The following is a 15296-nucleotide window of genomic DNA, read 5'->3' as shown; positions in this document are numbered from 1 at the left end:
TGATGGCTTTCTTATTTTTGATGGCTTTCTTATTTTTGATGGCTTTCTTATTTTTGATGGTGCTCTTAATGATGGTGCTGCATGAAAAAGCGCAACATCTCCTTGGAAGCATCCGGCCCTTTGGGGTCAGTGTAACTTCCTAGTGAGCTACCCCCGGCCCAGGCGTGGCCAGCCCCGTGAATGCGCCACTGCTCCAGGCGCGCCTCACCCATGGCGTCGCGATAGACCGTGCGCGTGTAGCCATGGCCGCCTGCCACGCGTCCTGCATCAACATCCCCCTTGCCCTGTGTGATGGCGTACTGCGCCGCTACGCGTTCGGCATTGCTCAGGTGAACGGTGGTGTCGCGATCACCGTGAAAGATGATCGCCGGCACGCTGGATGCCGGATGACGCCCCTGCCCTTTTGCTCCGGGTGCGCCGCCCTGCATGGCGGCCAGCGCGTCGGGCAGGCTCTTGGCCACGCCATGAGGCAGCCCGGAGTGCACACCTACGGCGGCGAAAAGTTCCGGATAGGTCATCGCCAAGGTTGTAGCCATGGCGCCGCCGGCGGAGAGCCCGGCGACGTATACCCGCGTAGCGTCAAGCTTATGGGTATCGAGTATCTCGCGCGTCATGCCCGCCAGCACCTCGGGCTCACCGCCGTCGCGCTGTTGATCGCTCGCCTTGAACCAGTTCCAACATCTGGAGCTGTTGGCACTTATCGGCTGGGCCGGATAAAGCACGCAAAACGCCTGCTCTTCGGCCAGTTGATTCATCTGGGTTCCTGCCGCGAAGTCATCCGGGTTCTGGGTACAGCCATGCAGCATGACCACCAGCGGCATCGCCTGGCCGTGATAGCTACTCGGCAGAAAAATTTTGTAATCCCGCGTGCCCGCTCGATTGCTGAAACTGCCTGCGGTAAAAGCTCCGGGTTTAGCTTCTTCAGAACGACCAGGCGTATGACCAGGCTGCGCCATGCCTTGAAAGCTGGTCCATTTGCTGCGCCAGTCAGGTGCCTCTTGGGTACGGGTGGCACGTCCAAAAGAGGGAGATTCTGCCTCAGGCTTTACGCTTGAAACTTCTTCTTCCACACACTGACAGGTACTTTCATATACGTTACCGGGCTGAGAAGAGGCTATGGGTGCCTGCTGACGTTTGCAACCATCCCCATCGCCCTGAAGCAGCGCCATGGCCTCCTTCAATTTTCCAGCGCGGGTAAGCCGCGTCGCTTCTTGCATTCGTTGGGTCACAGTGGCGTCGATCATTATCAATGCCCTCATCAAGAATTCAGTGAATGCGGTCTGCCAACGCAGCCTTCACTGCGGCACTGGCATTTAAGGCGCCCAACACGACCACCGATTCAATGGTGGCGGCAGCGAGCTCGGGGGTAACGTCGTTTGCAATGCTGGCCATGCCCAGCACCTGAATCTGCAGCATCTCGCCCGCCGCCTGAACGGCTTCTAAATCCGAGCGACTGTAGTGCTCCAGCCCGAGCACGAAAGATTTACGCGATACGGTTTCTTTGACCACCTCGGCATGGGTTGTCAACTGATTACGGATAGCCGTACGAATCAAATCGGTTCGGTTGGAGTAAAACCCTTCCTGAACCAGCAGGTCGATCTGACCAAGATCGATGACTCCCACATTAATCGTGATCTTTTCGCTGGAGTCGCCAGGCTTACGGCGTAATTCATGCACGCTCATATTTACTTCCTCAGTGGCCTTACCGCAATGCAGAATAAAGGCTAAAAAAACATCCTTATGGAATCCATTTACCATCCATATGGATGGTAGAGTAGATTATGCGTTGTTATAGTCAAGACGGCAGACCAGGATAAGAGTGAATACCCAGAAGTTTTAACAAAGATGGGAATCCCCCGGACATTACCAGAACAAGGGGACTTAACAGGCCAAAAACGCAGGTAAGTACTGAACACTCGGATACTTTGAGCGGGCCAAACTGGTCAGCTGGCGATAACTGTCGTATAACTGACTTATCTCTGCATTATGATAAACCGATGACACTTTGATGGCTCGGAGGTTGCTTTGCATATTGCCGATGTGACCATGTTTCATGCGCCCGCCAGCGGCGGTGTGCGCACTTATTTACAGGCCAAGCATCGCGTTATGAGTCGCTATCCCGACTTTCGTGCGAGCTTGCTTGTGCCTGGCGCCGAGCGCGATAGCCTCGGCGATTTGCATACCCTGCCCGCGCTACGGTTGCCGTTAGGTCAGGGCTATCGTTTTCCAGTGCGCAGCACGCCTTGGCGGCAACGATTGATAGAGCTAAACCCGGATATGATCGAAGCGGGTGACCCCTATGTGACGGCTTGGGCAGCTCTTTCCGCTGGCCAAAAGCTGGGGGTGCCGGTATCCGGCTTCTATCATTCTGATCTGCCGCGCCTGATGGGCGACCGTTTTGGTAAACGGGTCTGCAAGCGTCTTGAACGCTACGTCGTGGATCTCTACTCGCGCTTCGATAGTGTTTTAGCCCCATCTCAAACGATAGCTGATCGGTTACTCGAATGGGGTGTGCCTAATGTGCGCGTGCAGCCGCTGGGCGTTGATCTTGAACGTTTCCATCCCGGCGCCCGTGACCCGCATCTACGCAGTACGCTAGGTATCGCTGCTGACAAGCGCCTGCTGATATTCGTTGGGCGTTATTCACGCGAAAAAAATATCGATGTGTTGCTTGCCACTATGCGCAAGCTGGGTAGTCAGTACCATCTTTTGTTAATCGGGCCAGGCATGCCGCGCCAGGTTTCCAGCAATGTATCGGTGGTGGATCGCTGTTGTAATGCCCATGAAGTTGCCACAGCATTAGCCAGTAGCGACGCACTGCTTCATGCAGGCACCCGGGAAACGTTTGGGCTGGTCGCCCAAGAGGCAATGGCATGCGGCCTACCGGTTATCGCTGCCAATATCGGCGCCTTGGCTGAAAACGTGCCGTTGGGGGGAGGTGTTCTTTGCAAGCCCCTTGACCCTGATGAAATGGCGGACGCCTGCCACGCACTTTTTAACCGCGATATCGCGGCCAGTGGGCGCTATGCTCGCCGCCATGTTGAACGCCACTTTAACTGGGATAAGGTTATTCTTGATCTTTTAAAGCATTATCAGGCGCTCCATCAACCCGAAACGCAGCAACTTCATGCCAAAAACGGTTAAACACCTTATTCAGTCCAAGTGGTTGCTTCATCTACTTTTCATTACCTTGGCGTTGTCAGCGCCGTTACTGCTCACCCATTGGATAGGCGGGGATGCCGCCTGGAGCGAGCTGGCAGCGTTTCCTTTCTCAATTTTTCTGGGCATGCTGGCGTTAGCCGTGCTGTGCTGGAATTTGAATGCCTTAAGGCTGCGCCTTTTATTGAATGGGCGTGCAGGCCCCATGAATCAACGTAGCGCTTTAGGTATTGAACTAGCCACCAAGTGTGCACTTTGCGCAACGCCTGGAGGAAGCGGAGGGCCTGCAGTTTTGCTCACACTTCTTGCCCGGCGCGACCTGTCGCCCGCGAAAGGGGCCGGTGTATTTTTGATCGACCAGGGGTTCGACTCGCTATTTTTCATCAGCTTATTGAGTGGCCTGGCAGCTTATACCCTATCCGTCGATACCGGCTGGCCCTATCAGACCTTAATTCAGTGGTCCTTATTGGGGCTACTCACGGTTATCGTGCTGGTATCACTGTGTCTGTGGACATTTCCGCGCTGGCGGCTTGGCATATTTACCGATAGCCGTTTTTTTAGGCGTACTTGGCAGCGCACGCTGCTGCGTCGTTCGCTACGTTGTCGCCAGGCATTTTTACGTACGCTCAAACTTCCTAAACGGATACTGGGGGCCGTATGGGTACTCACGATAATGCACTGGTGCGCTCGTTACAGTCTGCTGTATTTGGCGGTGATCGGCGTGGGAGGCAATATCGATTGGCTCTGGACATTCTTTACTCAGATGCTGGGTATGGCTGCTAGCCAGTTCAGCTTTCTGCCAGGCGGTGCGGGCACTGCTGAGGTAGGCGTTAGCGCGTTGTTAATGCCTTTTTTAACGACGGCTCAAATAGGTGCGGCGGTATTGATCTGGCGGCTGGTGTCGTATCACCTTTACATACTCGCAGGCGCTCCTGTCCTGCTGTGGTTCGGCTTTAAGCGCCTGGGGCAGCAGGCTTCACCGCATGAGGCCAAGCTTAGCCGCTTTAGATAACGCGACTGATCGTCCTTGAGCCAATAAATGCCAGGCAATAAAAAAGCACCCCGAAGGGTGCTTTTTTGACATGCAAGATAGAGCGTGACTTACCAGCCAGTCACTTCTTTCAGTGCATCGCCGATTTCTGCCAAAGAACGAACGGTTTTAACACCGGCGTCTTCCAGGGCAGCAAACTTCTCGTCAGCAGTACCTTTACCGCCAGAAATGATCGCGCCGGCGTGGCCCATACGCTTGCCAGGAGGTGCAGTAACACCGGCAATGTAGGATACCACTGGCTTGGAAACGTTGGCTTTGATGTAAGCCGCTGCTTCTTCTTCAGCCGTGCCGCCGATTTCACCGATCATGACGATCGCTTCGGTTTTCGGGTCTTTTTCGAACATCTCCAGGATGTCGATAAAGTTGGAACCCGGAATCGGGTCACCGCCGATACCTACACAGGTAGACTGGCCGAAACCGTGATCAGTCGTCTGCTTAACGGCTTCATAGGTCAGGGTGCCTGAGCGCGATACGATACCTACGCGGCCCGGCTGGTGGATATGACCCGGCATGATACCGATTTTGCATTCGCCCGGGGTGATAACACCAGGGCAGTTCGGGCCAATCAGACGCACACCCAACTCGTCGCATTTTACTTTTGCTTCGAGCATATCAAGCGTGGCGATACCTTCGGTGATGCACACGATCAGCTTGATGCCTGCATTTGCAGCTTCAAGGATCGAGTCTTTACAGAACGGTGCCGGAACGTAGATAACGCTGGCTTCCGCGCCTGTTTTCTCAACCGCTTCTTTAACGGTGTTGAAAACCGGCAGACCCAAGTGCTCCTGGCCGCCTTTGCCCGGCGTTACACCGCCGACCATCTGCGTACCATAGGCAATCGCCTGCTCGGAGTGGAACGTGCCCTGGCCACCGGTGAAACCTTGGCAGATGACCTTGGTGTTCTTATCGATCAGGATACTCATTACTTGCCCTCCGCCGCTTTAACGACCTGCTGAGCCGCATCGGTCAGACTGGTAGCAGCGATGATGTTCAGACCGCTAGATGCCAGTTTCTCAGCACCCAGCTCGGCATTGTTACCTTCCAGGCGAACGACAACCGGTACGTTGACACCGACTTGCTCAACGGCACCGATAATGCCTTCAGCAATCATGTCGCAACGAACGATACCGCCGAAAATGTTAACCAGAACGGCTTTAACATTGTCGTCAGACAGAATGATCTTGAACGCTTCTGCAACGCGCTCTTTGGTCGCGCCGCCGCCAACGTCCAGGAAGTTAGCCGGTTTGCCGCCGCTCAGGTTGACGATGTCCATGGTACCCATGGCAAGGCCTGCGCCGTTAACCATGCAACCAATGTTACCGTCGAGAGCAACGTAGTTCAGTTCCCACTTCGCCGCATCGGCTTCACGCTGATCTTCCTGGGAAGGATCACGCATGGCCTGCAGATCCGGGTGACGATACAGCGCGTTGCTGTCGAGGCCCAGTTTGGCGTCGAGGCAGTGAAGATTGCCTTCGTCAGTAATAACCAGCGGGTTGATCTCTAAAAGCGCCAGATCTTTGTCATGGAACAGCTTGGAGAGGCCTAGGAAAATCTTGGTGAACTGTTTGATCTGGTCGCCTTTCAGGCCCAGAGCAAACGCCAGTTCACGCGCCTGGTACGGCTGTGCGCCGACCAGCGGATCGATTTCGGCTTTAAGAATCTTTTCCGGCGTTTCTTCTGCAACCGTTTCGATCTCGACACCACCTTCAGTCGAGGCCATGAAGACCACGCGACGGGTAGTACGATCGACGACGGCACCCAGATACAGCTCATCAGCAATATCGGTGCAGGTTTCAACCAGGATCTTGGCAACCGGCTGACCTTTTTCGTCAGTCTGGAAGGTCACCAAGTTTTTGCCCAGCCACTGCTCAGCAAATGCTTTTGCTTCGGCGGGATCTTTGATCAGCTTAACGCCGCCCGCTTTACCGCGACCACCTGCGTGAACCTGGGCTTTAACAACCCACATGTCGCCGCCGATTTTTTTACACGCTTCTACTGCTTCTTCGGGAGTGTCCACGGCAAAGCCTTTGGACACTGGTAGACCATAATCAGCAAACAGCTGTTTGCCTTGATACTCGTGAAGGTTCATCGATTCATGCCATTGGTTGCATGTGACTCGAACGACAGCCAGTTATCGAAACTGGCTATCCCCGTACTTTCGCGCGCTATTTTACAACATGCCCGAAAGTGATGCGCCACCTTATGGTGGCGCTTGGTTGTTACCGCTGAACTTATTAACGCTTTTTACGATTAGCCATATGAATTGCATGGCCTTCCACCGCGAGAGCCGCTTCGTGAATCGCTTCAGAAGTACTCGGGTGGGCATAGCAGGTCAACGCCAAGTCTTCGGCACTGGAGCCAAATTCCATTGCGATAACGCCTTGGGCAATCAGCTCACCCGCGTGCTGGCTGACGATATGCATACCCAGAATGCGGTCGGTCTCGGCATCGGCAATAATCTTGGCCATACCTTCAGGCGCATTGTTGGCAAGCGCACGACCGTTGGCCGAGAACGGGAAAGAGCCCGTTTTAACTTCGATGCCTTTGGCTTTGGCATCCTGCTCGGTCATACCTACCCATGCCACTTCAGGCGAGGTGTAGATAACGCTGGGGATGGCATCGTAGTTCATTTCAGCTTTATGGCCGGCAATAATATCAGCCACCATAACGCCTTCTTCAGATGCTTTATGCGCCAGCATCGGTCCACGTACGCAGTCACCGATCGCATAGACGCTCGGGACATTGGTACGGCACTGATCATCAACGAAAATAAAGCCACGCTCGTCAAGCTCAACACCTACGCCGTCGGCAATCACGCCTTGCGTATAAGGACGACGACCCACGCAAACAATCAGTTTGTCGAAGGTCATTTCCTGCTCGCCGTCACCATCGGTGTACTTAACGACGACTTCACTGTCCTTAACCTCAGAACCGGTCACGCGTGCGCCCAGTTTGATGTCCAGTCCCTGTTTCTTGAGCAGCTTCTGGGTTTCTTTGGCAATCGCACCATCAACCATCGGCAGGAAGCTGTCCATGGCTTCAAGAACGGTAACGTCAGAACCTAAACGCTTCCAAACGCTACCCAGCTCTAAGCCGATAACACCGGCACCGATAACCCCCAGACGCTTGGGTACTTCGGTAAACTCGAGCGCGCCTGTCGATGTCACAATCAGGTCGTCGGTCAGCGGCGTCGGCGGAATTTCAACCGGTACGGAGCCTGCGGCGATAACGATGTTGTCAGCGGTGTAGGTTGTCGCATTGCCATCGTGGTCAGTTACTTCAACTTCTGTGGAAGAAGTAACTTTGCCTTTACCTTCCAGTGAAGTAACGCCATTCGCTTTGAACAGCGCGCTGATGCCGCCAACGTTCTTGTTAATGACCGAGTTTTTGAACTCGAGCATTTTGGCGATATTAGCCTTCGGCGCGTCGATTTCGATGCCTACTTCGGCAAAGTGATCGCGCGCTTCAACAAACTTATGCGACGTTTCAAGCAGCGCCTTAGAAGGAATACAGCCGACATTTAGGCAGGTACCGCCATGAACGGTTTTGCCTTCTTTATTGACCCATTTCTCAACACAGGCTGTTTTCAGGCCCATTTGTGCTGCACGAATAGCAGCAACGTAACCGCCAGGGCCAGCGCCGATAACGATCACATCAAACTTGTCAGCCATGTTGGCTCCTTTAGCTTGGTGCCCTTCTCCCGTTTTGACATTAGCCGGGAGAGGGGCTGTGTGCGATTGCATTAGAAGGTGACGCGTAAATACGCGAAGATACGTAGTGACTGTATCTTAGACGTCCAGCAGCAGACGTGCCGGATCTTCCAGCAATTCTTTAATGGTCACCAGGAATCGAACGGCGTCTTTGCCGTCGATCATACGGTGGTCATAGGAGAGCGCCAGGTACATCATAGGGCGAATCTCGACCTTACCGTTGATCGCCATCGGACGATCCTGGATCTTGTGCATGCCCAAGATAGCGGTCTGCGGCGGGTTGATGATCGGCGTCGACATCAGCGAACCGAAAGTGCCACCGTTAGTGATGGTAAAGGTACCACCGATCATGTCGTCCATACCCAGCTTGCCGTCACGACCACGTTTACCAAAGTCGACAATCGTTCTTTCGACGTCAGCAATTTTCATATTGTCCGTGTCGCGCAGTACCGGTACGACCAGACCGCGGTCAGTAGATACCGCAACGCCAATATCCTGGTAACCGTGATAAACGATGTCGGTACCGTCGATAGAGGCGTTAACGTCCGGGAAGCGCTTGAGCGCTTCAGAGGCCGCTTTAACAAAGAAGCCCATAAAGCCCAGTTTGATATCATGCGCTTTGAGGAAGGTATCTTTGTACTGCGCACGCAGGGCCATGATTTCAGTCATGTCCACTTCGTTGTACGTCGTCAGCATCGCCGCCGTTTGCTGCGCCTGAACCAGGCGCTTGGCGATGGTCTGGCGCAAGCGGGTCATAGGTACACGCTTCTCAGCACGCTCGCCTTCAGCCACAGGCGCCGCCGCTGATTTAGCCGGTGCAGCAGCAGGTTTGGCAGCACCTTTCTTGGCGGAGCCATCTTTCACGGCTTTTTGCACGTCTTCTTTCAGGACGCGACCACCTTTACCCGTACCTTCAATCTTGGCAACATCAAGGTCGTGCTCAGCAATCAACTTACGTGCAGCCGGTGCAACAATCTTATCGCCCATCTTCTCATCGCTGGCGCCATCGTCAGCAGAGGCGGCTGGCTCTTTATCAGCCGCTGTCGCTACGTCGCTACCGCCGCCTTCAGTGAAGACTGCAAGAATCGCTTCGGACTCAACCTGGCTGCCCTCTTCGGCCTTAATTTCAGCCAAAGCACCGTCAGCCGGTGCTACGACTTCGAGCACAACTTTATCGGTTTCAATATCAGCCAGCACTTCATCGCGCTTAACCGCTTCGCCGACTTTCTTATGCCAGGTAGCAACGGTGCCTTCCTGAATCGACTCAGGGAAGCTCGGCGCCTTGACGTCATGCTGCTTACCGCCGCTGCTGGCTTGCTTCTCTTCCTGCTTGGCGTCTTTCTTTTCGTCGGATTTCTCTTCGGATTTTTCAGCGCCGTCATCGTCAGAAGATTTTTCTTCTTTCTTACCGCTGTCGTCGCCTGAAGCACTGCCTTCACCGATTTTGCCAAGCACCTGCTCAGACTCGACGGTTTCGCCCTCTTCGGCCATCACGTCAGTCAGGGTACCCGCTTCCGGTGCAACGACCTCCAGCACCACCTTGTCGGTTTCGATTTCAACAATCAGTTCGTCACGTTCGACGCTGTCACCCGGCTTTTTATGCCACGCAGCCACAGTACCTTCGGCAACGGATTCCGGAAAGGTTGGCGCTTTGATCTCAGTAGCCATGTCGTTTCCCTTATGTGTTCTCTAAATCCGGTGGGCGCTTTATAGATTAAAAGCGTCTTCCACCAGTTGGCGCTGCTGTTCAGTGTGAACGGACATGTAGCCCGCTGCCGGTGCGGCAGAGGCAGGACGTCCTGCAAATTTCAACTCGCGTCCTAGGCCATCTTTAAGCATATCGGCCACTGTACGCATGTGGTGTTGACTTGAATACCAGGCGCCTTGATTCAATGGCTCTTCCTGACACCAGACAATATCTTCCACATTGGCATACGCCTGGAGCACTTCCAGAAGCTCTTCTTTCGGGAAGGGATAGAGCTGCTCAAGACGAATAATCGCCGTATCGTTACGCTCATTCTCTGTGCGCCAAGCCGCCAGGTCATAATAGACCTTGCCTGAACACAGAATCACACGCGTTACCTCTTCAGCAACCAGATCCGCTTGATCCGGCAATACCATTTGGAATTTGCCGTGGGCAAGATCATCAAGGCTCGATACCGCTTCTTTATGGCGCAGAAGCGACTTAGGTGACATAACGATCAACGGCTTACGCAGCGGGCGAATAACCTGACGACGCAGCAAGTGATAAATCTGCGCAGGCGTTGTGGGTACGCACACCTGCATGTTGTGCTCAGCGCACATTTGCAGGAATCGCTCCAGTCGGGCAGACGAGTGCTCTGGACCCTGACCTTCATAGCCATGGGGTAGCAACATCGTCAGGCCACACAGCCGGCCCCACTTGGTTTCACCTGATGAGATGAACTGGTCGACCACCACCTGGGCACCATTAAAGAAATCACCAAACTGGGCTTCCCAGATAACTAGATCATTCGGCGCTGTGGTCGAGTAGCCGTATTCAAACGCCAGCACGGCCTCTTCCGAAAGGTAAGAGTCATGAATCGTGAACGTCGGCTGGCCATCGGCCATGTTTTGCAGCGGCACATAGGTAGAGCCATCTTTCTGGTTATGTACCACGGCGTGACGGTGCGAGAACGTACCGCGGCCTACATCCTGACCGGTAATCCGGATGGGATGGCCTTGCTCCAGCAAAGTGGCATAGGCCAGCGTTTCTGCAAAGCCCCAGTTCATGGCCATGCCACCGGCCTGCATCTTGCGACGGTCTTCGTAAATCTTGGCTACCTGACGCTGCACTTCGACCCCATCCGGAATCTCGCACATTTTCGCAGCCAGCTGCTGAAGACGCTTCATGTCAAAAGACGTGTCGGCATCGCCAGACCACTCATGCCCCAGGTACGGCGCCCAATCCACAAACAGGGATGTATTAGGCTCCTGCACCAGCGCATTGGCAACGTGGTTACCCGCGACCAAGTCATCGCGATAGGTTTCCATTATTGCTTTGGCGTCGTCTTCAGATAAAACACCCTGCTCAACCAGACGCTGCGCATAAACTGTGCGCGTTGAAGAATGGTCTTTGATCTTGGCGTACATTAGTGGCTGCGTACCGGAAGGCTCATCGGCTTCGTTGTGCCCACGACGACGGTAGCAGACCAAATCAATGACAACGTCTTTTTTGAACTGCTGACGGTAGTCCAACGCCACTTGGGTAGCATGGATAACGGCGTCAGGATCATCACCATTAACGTGAAAGATAGGCGCTTGAACCATCTTGGCGATGTCAGTGCAGTACTCAGTAGAACGAGCATCCAGGGGGTTAGACGTCGTAAAGCCCACCTGGTTATTGATGACGATATGAATCGTCCCGCCAGTTTTATAGGCCCGGGTCTGAGACATCTGAAATGTCTCCATGACCACACCTTGACCAGCAAAAGCAGCATCACCATGAACATTGATGGGTAAAACTTTATCCCCTGCGGGATCTTTGCGGCGGTCTTGACGTGCACGTACCGACCCTTCAACCACCGGCGCTACGATTTCCAGATGCGACGGGTTGAACGACATGGCCAAGTGGACTTCGCCACCCGGTGACATGACGTTAGAGCTAAAGCCTTGGTGATATTTCACGTCGCCAGAACCACGCTCAATCACTTTCTTGCCGTCGAACTCGTCAATCAAATCAGCGGGATTTTTACCCAGAATATTGACCAACAAGTTAAGGCGACCGCGGTGCGCCATACCGATAACGACTTCCTTTGTACCATAACCGCCAGCACGCTGGATAAGCTCGTCCATCATAGGTACAAAGACTTCACCGCCTTCAAGACCAAAGCGTTTGGTACCTGGATATTTAGACGCCAAGTAAGTTTCCAAGCCTTCCGCAGCGGTCAGACGCTCAAGTACATGCTTGCGAACATCGTCACTAAACTTGGGAGCACTGCGTACTGATTCGAAGCGACGTTGCAGCCAACGTTTTTCTTCGGTGTCCACAATGTGCATGAACTCGCAGCCGATGGAGCGACAGTATGTCTTCTCCAGCGCATCCACGATGTCACGCAGCGGGGCCTTATCAATACCCAGGAAAAATGAACCGGTCTGGAACTCTGTATCAAGATCAGCTTTCGTCAGCTGATGAAATGACAAATCGAGGTCAGGGACGGGGGTGGGATTGCGCAGTCCTAGCGGATCGATATCGGCCTTTTGATGGCCACGAAAGCGATACGCATTGATCAGCTGCAGGACTTTAACCTGCTTTTTGTTCTCACCGCTATCGGCAGCGGCGACTACCCGACCAGGACGGCTTTCGCGGCCTAACTGGTAGAACTGATCACGAACGGGGCTTAGTGGAACATCGTGGGAGGCACTGCCCTCAGAACTGGGTAGCTGATCAAAATAGCTACGCCATTCGTCGGGAACAGCATCGGGATCGGCGAGGTACTGCTCGTAAAGCGCTTCCACGTAGTGGACATTGCCACCACTAACGTGAGAGGAACGCCACATTAACTCCATTATGCCTTGTTGCATCTCTCGGTCACCCTGCACTGATGGGGTGGTATCGGCATCGCTGCAAAAACGCAACGACATCGCTATTGCCCTGCCGGCGGGGCGGAACATTTGCCGGCGGCATCGGCTCAAAGCCGGAAGCCCTACTTATCTAGCGGTTCTTAATCAGTTCATGCTCAAAAGCCGGTACGTACAGCACCGGCTTTTAAACGTGTCTGGTCATAAGCTGCGACGCGTCGCCGCACCTTATGACAAACCCTATGATAACAAGCGAAGCGCCACGATTTAAGTAGCAAAGCGATACAAGTTGCGTGGCAATCGCTTTTTATTTGCTCAAAGGGTACTTACGTTGCATCCGCAAGCAGCATTTCACGGATTTTACCGATGGCGCGCGTCGGATTTAAGCCCTTCGGGCAAACTGCTACACAGTTCATGATGCCGCGGCAGCGGAACACTGAGAACGGATCTTCCAGATCGGTCAAACGCTCGCGGGTTGCTGTATCACGCGAATCTGCCAGGAAGCGATAAGACTGTAGCAGGCCGGCAGGCCCGACAAACTTATCGGGGTTCCACCAGAACGACGGGCATGAGGTGGAACAGCAGGCGCACAAGATACACTCGTACAGGCCGTCCAACTTTTCACGGTCTTCGGGCGACTGCAAACGCTCAATGGCGGGTGCTGGCGTTTCATTTTGCAGGTACGGCTGAATACGCTCGTACTGCTTATAGAAAATCCCCATATCCACAACCATATCGCGGATAACCGGCAAGCCAGGTAGCGGGCGCAAAGTCAGCTTGTTGTTTTTCACAACATCTGACAGCGGCGTAATACACGCCAAGCCGTTTTTGCCGTTCATGTTCATACCATCAGAGCCACAAACCCCTTCACGGCAGCTACGACGGAACGCCAGGCCACTATCCTGCTCTTTCATCAGGTGCAGTACATCCAGCACCATGATGTCGCGCCCTTTGGTATCAACTTGAAACTCCTGCATATAAGGCGCGGAGTCGGTTTCCGGATTATAACGGTATACGGATACCTGAAGATTGGACATTATAACTCCCTCTCGTCAATACGAAGCTTAGTAGGTACGAACCTTAGGTTCGAACGTATCAACAGTTTTTGGCTTAAAGTTAACATCGCGCTGCTTCAGCTCTTTCGTTGCGGGGAAGTAGAGCGAGTGTTTCAGCCAGTTGACGTCATCACGGTCCGGGTAGTCGTAACGCGAGTGGGCACCGCGGCTCTCTTTACGCTCAAGGGCAGCAATCGCCGTTGCTTCGGCCACTTCCATCAGGTTATCAAGCTCTAACGCTTCTACACGAGCAGTGTTGAAAGCGTTGGATTTGTCAGGCAAATGCGCATTGGCGATACGCCCACGCAGGTCGGCAAGCTTTTGAACACCTTCAACCATGTTTTTCTCTTCACGGAATACACCGAAAGAGGTTTGCATGATGTCCTGAAGCTCCGCCTTCAGCGCAGGAATACTCTCGCCACCTTCAGACTCATTCCAGCGGGTGATGCGCTTCATAGCGGATTCGATATCAGATTCGGAAGCGTCCAGGTACTCAATACCTTCGTTCAACGCGCCTTCTATAAACATGCCAGCCGCACGTCCAAAGACCACCAAATCAAGCAAAGAGTTCCCGCCCAGACGGTTAGCGCCGTGAACTGATACACAGGCTGCTTCACCACAGGCAAATAGACCGTTGATAATCTGGTCGTTGCCGCTTTCGTCCTGCAGAATCGCCTGACCATGAATGTTGGTCGGAATACCGCCCATCATATAGTGACAGGTAGGTACGACCGGAATCGGGTCTTTTGCCGGATCAACATGTGCGAAGGTTTTGGAAAGCTCAACGATACCCGGCAGGCGCTTGCCTAGAACTTCTTCGCCCAAGTGATCAAGCTTCAGGAAGACGTGATCGCCCTTCTCGCCACAGCCGCGGCCTTCCAGAATCTCCATCACCATGGAGCGCGCCACCACGTCACGACCCGCCAGGTCTTTCGCGTTGGGCGCGTAACGCTCCATAAAGCGCTCGCCGTCTTTATTGATCAGGTAGCCACCTTCACCCCGGCAACCTTCAGTCACAAGCGTCCCCGCACCGTAAATACCGGTCGGGTGGAACTGCCACATTTCCATGTCCTGCATCGGGAAGCCGGCACGCAGTGCCATACCAATACCGTCACCCGTATTGATCAGCGCATTGGTAGTAGAGGCGTAGATACGGCCTGCACCACCCGTCGCCAGCACGGTCGCTTTCGATTTAACGTGAACGACCTCACCGGTTTCAATGCACATAGCGATACAGCCAACCACGTCACCGCTGGCATTCTTCACCAGATCAACCGCGTACCACTCATTCAAGAACGTCGTGTTGTTCTTCAGGTTATTCTGGTAAAGCGTGTGTAGCAGTGCGTGGCCAGTACGGTCAGCCGCTGCACAGGTACGTGCTGCCTGACCGCCTTCGCCAAAATTCTTGGACTGGCCACCGAACGGACGCTGATAGATACGGCCATTATCAAAGCGAGAGAACGGCAAGCCCATGTGCTCAAGCTCAAATACGGCTTTAGGGCCTTCAGAACACATGTACTCTGACGCGTCCTGGTCAGCGATATAGTCGCCGCCTTTAACGGTGTCGTACATGTGCCAGCGCCAGTCATCATTAGGATCTGATGATGCAATAGCACAGGTAATACCACCCTGAGCAGAAACAGTATGGGAGCGTGTCGGGAACACTTTAGATAAAACGGCTGTCTTCTTACCGGATTTAGCCAGCTCCAGAGCAGCGCGCAGGCCAGCGCCACCGCCACCAATGATAATGGCGTCAAACGTCAGGCTACGAAGGTTAGACAT

The 15296-nt window shown here is 53.9% G+C and carries 11 protein-coding genes; 2 read left to right on the top strand and 9 right to left on the bottom strand.

The genetic code is table 11. The features are described from left to right. Positions 1-65: 65 nt before the first annotated feature. On the bottom strand, positions 66-1244 hold the full coding sequence (locus ACT3XD_RS15880) for an extracellular catalytic domain type 1 short-chain-length polyhydroxyalkanoate depolymerase (protein WP_192536925.1): 1179 nt from the start codon (positions 1242-1244) through the stop codon (positions 66-68). Positions 1245-1266: 22 nt separating this feature from the next. Beyond that, positions 1267-1683, bottom strand: coding sequence for a CopG family transcriptional regulator (locus tag ACT3XD_RS15875; protein WP_192536924.1), 417 nt, complete (start codon positions 1681-1683; stop codon positions 1267-1269). Between the two features lie 342 nt (positions 1684-2025). On the opposite strand from ACT3XD_RS15875, the gene ACT3XD_RS15870 reads away from it, so the two are divergent. Both ACT3XD_RS15870 and ACT3XD_RS15865 read left to right on the top strand, forming a co-directional pair. Then, positions 2026-3144: a glycosyltransferase family 4 protein gene (locus ACT3XD_RS15870; RefSeq protein WP_192536923.1), complete on the top strand. Its 1119-nt coding sequence runs from the start codon at positions 2026-2028 to the stop codon at positions 3142-3144. Then, a complete protein-coding gene (locus tag ACT3XD_RS15865; RefSeq protein WP_192536922.1) occupies positions 3128-4171 on the top strand; it encodes a lysylphosphatidylglycerol synthase transmembrane domain-containing protein in 1044 nt (347 codons plus the stop codon). Before ACT3XD_RS15870 ends, ACT3XD_RS15865 begins: the two co-directional genes overlap by 17 nt. 89 nt (positions 4172-4260) lie before the next feature. Here ACT3XD_RS15865 and sucD read toward each other — a convergent pair whose 3' ends face one another. From sucD to sdhA, 7 genes are all read right to left on the bottom strand, one after another. Continuing rightward, on the bottom strand, positions 4261-5133 hold the full coding sequence (gene sucD, locus ACT3XD_RS15860; protein ID WP_007111115.1) for a succinate--CoA ligase subunit alpha: 873 nt from the start codon (positions 5131-5133) through the stop codon (positions 4261-4263). Next, entirely contained in the window at positions 5133-6299 is a 1167-nt protein-coding gene (gene sucC / locus ACT3XD_RS15855) for an ADP-forming succinate--CoA ligase subunit beta (protein ID WP_018916615.1), read from the bottom strand. The genes sucD and sucC overlap by 1 nt, the downstream gene beginning before the upstream one ends. 145 nt (positions 6300-6444) lie before the next feature. Then, positions 6445-7881, bottom strand: coding sequence for a dihydrolipoyl dehydrogenase (gene lpdA / locus ACT3XD_RS15850; RefSeq protein WP_192536921.1), 1437 nt, complete (start codon positions 7879-7881; stop codon positions 6445-6447). A 117-nt stretch (positions 7882-7998) separates the two neighbouring features. Continuing rightward, on the bottom strand, positions 7999-9588 hold the full coding sequence (gene odhB / locus ACT3XD_RS15845) for a 2-oxoglutarate dehydrogenase complex dihydrolipoyllysine-residue succinyltransferase (protein ID WP_192536920.1): 1590 nt from the start codon (positions 9586-9588) through the stop codon (positions 7999-8001). Between the two features lie 39 nt (positions 9589-9627). Beyond that, the gene (locus tag ACT3XD_RS15840) at positions 9628-12462 is read right to left on the bottom strand and encodes a 2-oxoglutarate dehydrogenase E1 component (RefSeq protein WP_192536928.1); all 2835 of its coding nucleotides are present in this window, start codon (positions 12460-12462) and stop codon (positions 9628-9630) included. Positions 12463-12785: 323 nt separating this feature from the next. Then, positions 12786-13496 carry a succinate dehydrogenase iron-sulfur subunit gene (locus ACT3XD_RS15835; RefSeq protein ID WP_018916611.1) on the bottom strand — a complete coding sequence of 237 codons (711 nt, stop codon included), beginning with the start codon at positions 13494-13496 and terminating at the stop codon, positions 12786-12788. 27 nt (positions 13497-13523) lie between these two features. Continuing rightward, complete coding sequence (sdhA, locus tag ACT3XD_RS15830; protein WP_192536919.1) at positions 13524-15296, bottom strand: succinate dehydrogenase flavoprotein subunit; 1773 nt, start codon at positions 15294-15296, stop codon at positions 13524-13526.

The organism is Halomonas sp. AOP7-B1-5 (genome assembly GCF_052353045.1).
Taxonomy (GTDB): domain Bacteria; phylum Pseudomonadota; class Gammaproteobacteria; order Pseudomonadales; family Halomonadaceae; genus Vreelandella; species Vreelandella colorata.
The sequence above is the reverse complement of the archived record's forward strand: the minus strand, read 5'-3'. Positions and strand labels throughout refer to the sequence as shown.

Excerpts from the sequence above, each read along its gene's own strand:
- sdhA (WP_192536919.1), bottom strand. The coding sequence starts at position 15,296 with ATGTCTAACCTTCGTAGCCTGACGTTTGACGCCATTATCATTGGTGGC.
- ACT3XD_RS15835 (WP_018916611.1), bottom strand. The coding sequence starts at position 13,496 with ATGTCCAATCTTCAGGTATCCGTATACCGTTATAATCCGGAAACCGAC.
- sucC (WP_018916615.1), bottom strand. The coding sequence starts at position 6,299 with ATGAACCTTCACGAGTATCAAGGCAAACAGCTGTTTGCTGATTATGGT.
- ACT3XD_RS15865 (WP_192536922.1), top strand. The coding sequence starts at position 3,128 with ATGCCAAAAACGGTTAAACACCTTATTCAGTCCAAGTGGTTGCTTCAT.
- lpdA (WP_192536921.1), bottom strand. The coding sequence starts at position 7,881 with ATGGCTGACAAGTTTGATGTGATCGTTATCGGCGCTGGCCCTGGCGGT.
- sucD (WP_007111115.1), bottom strand. The coding sequence starts at position 5,133 with ATGAGTATCCTGATCGATAAGAACACCAAGGTCATCTGCCAAGGTTTC.
- ACT3XD_RS15880 (WP_192536925.1), bottom strand. The coding sequence starts at position 1,244 with ATGATCGACGCCACTGTGACCCAACGAATGCAAGAAGCGACGCGGCTT.
- odhB (WP_192536920.1), bottom strand. The coding sequence starts at position 9,588 with ATGGCTACTGAGATCAAAGCGCCAACCTTTCCGGAATCCGTTGCCGAA.
- ACT3XD_RS15875 (WP_192536924.1), bottom strand. The coding sequence starts at position 1,683 with ATGAGCGTGCATGAATTACGCCGTAAGCCTGGCGACTCCAGCGAAAAG.
- ACT3XD_RS15840 (WP_192536928.1), bottom strand. The coding sequence starts at position 12,462 with ATGCAACAAGGCATAATGGAGTTAATGTGGCGTTCCTCTCACGTTAGT.